Below are 928 nucleotides of genomic sequence, written 5' to 3' on the forward strand. Positions count from 1 at the left end.
GCATCGGCGCGGCACTGGCGGCAGTGGCGCATCATGTTCATCTCGCCTTCACAGGCATCCTGCAAGGCCTTGAGCTCCTGCGCGCTGGGGCCGCGCTGGCCGTTCAGGCCAAACACGGTGCCATGCTCGGGCGCTGAAATGAGCGGCATGATGTTGTGCAGGAAGGCACCGCGTGACTTGACGGCGCGATTGACTTCCACCAGGTGCTGATCATTGATGCCTGGGATCATCACCGAGTTGACCTTGCACAGGATGCCGCGCGCCGTGAGCATCTCCAGTCCCAGCATCTGCCGTTCGTGCAGGATGCGGGCCGCGTCGATACCGGTCCAGCGCTTGTTCTGGTAATAGATCCAGGGATAGATGTGCTGTCCGATCTCGGGATCGACCATGTTGATGGTGATGGTGACGTGATCGACGTTGAAGGCAGCAATGGTATCGATGTGGTCAGGCAAGGCCAGGCCATTGGTCGACAGGCACAGCTTGATATCGGGCGCGGTCTGCGAAATCAGCTCGAAGGTCTTGAAGGTCTTGGCCGGATTGGCCAGCGGGTCGCCAGGACCGGCAATGCCCAGCACCGTCATCTGGGGAATGGTCGAGGCCACCGCAAAGACCTTCTTGGCCGCTTGTTCGGGCGTGAGCTTTTCGCTGACCACGCCTGGACGCGACTCGTTGGCGCAATCGTATTTGCGGTTGCAGTAGTTGCACTGGATGTTACAGGCCGGTGCCACCGCCACGTGCATACGCGCATAGTGGTGATGAGCCTCTTCGCTGTAGCAGGGATGGTTCTTGACCTTTTCCCAAACCTCGGGCGCCATGTCGGCGGGACCATCGGATGAACCGCAACTGGCTTTGCCGCCTTCACTGCTGGTGCCACAGCCTTGTGTTCGGCTACCTTGTCCAGCAAGTGCCTAGCGATTTGATGTCCTGG

At 60.1% G+C, this 928-nt stretch carries 1 pseudogene; it reads right to left on the reverse strand.

The window, feature by feature from the left end:
* Positions 1-921, reverse strand: a pseudogene (gene nifB, locus I5W_RS24470) (nitrogenase cofactor biosynthesis protein NifB); the annotation flags it as partial.
* Between the last annotated feature and the right edge of the window lie 7 nt (positions 922-928).

The sequence above is a fragment of the Herbaspirillum sp. B65 genome (assembly GCF_000333555.1).
GTDB lineage: Bacteria > Pseudomonadota > Gammaproteobacteria > Burkholderiales > Burkholderiaceae_D > Herbaspirillum > Herbaspirillum rubrisubalbicans.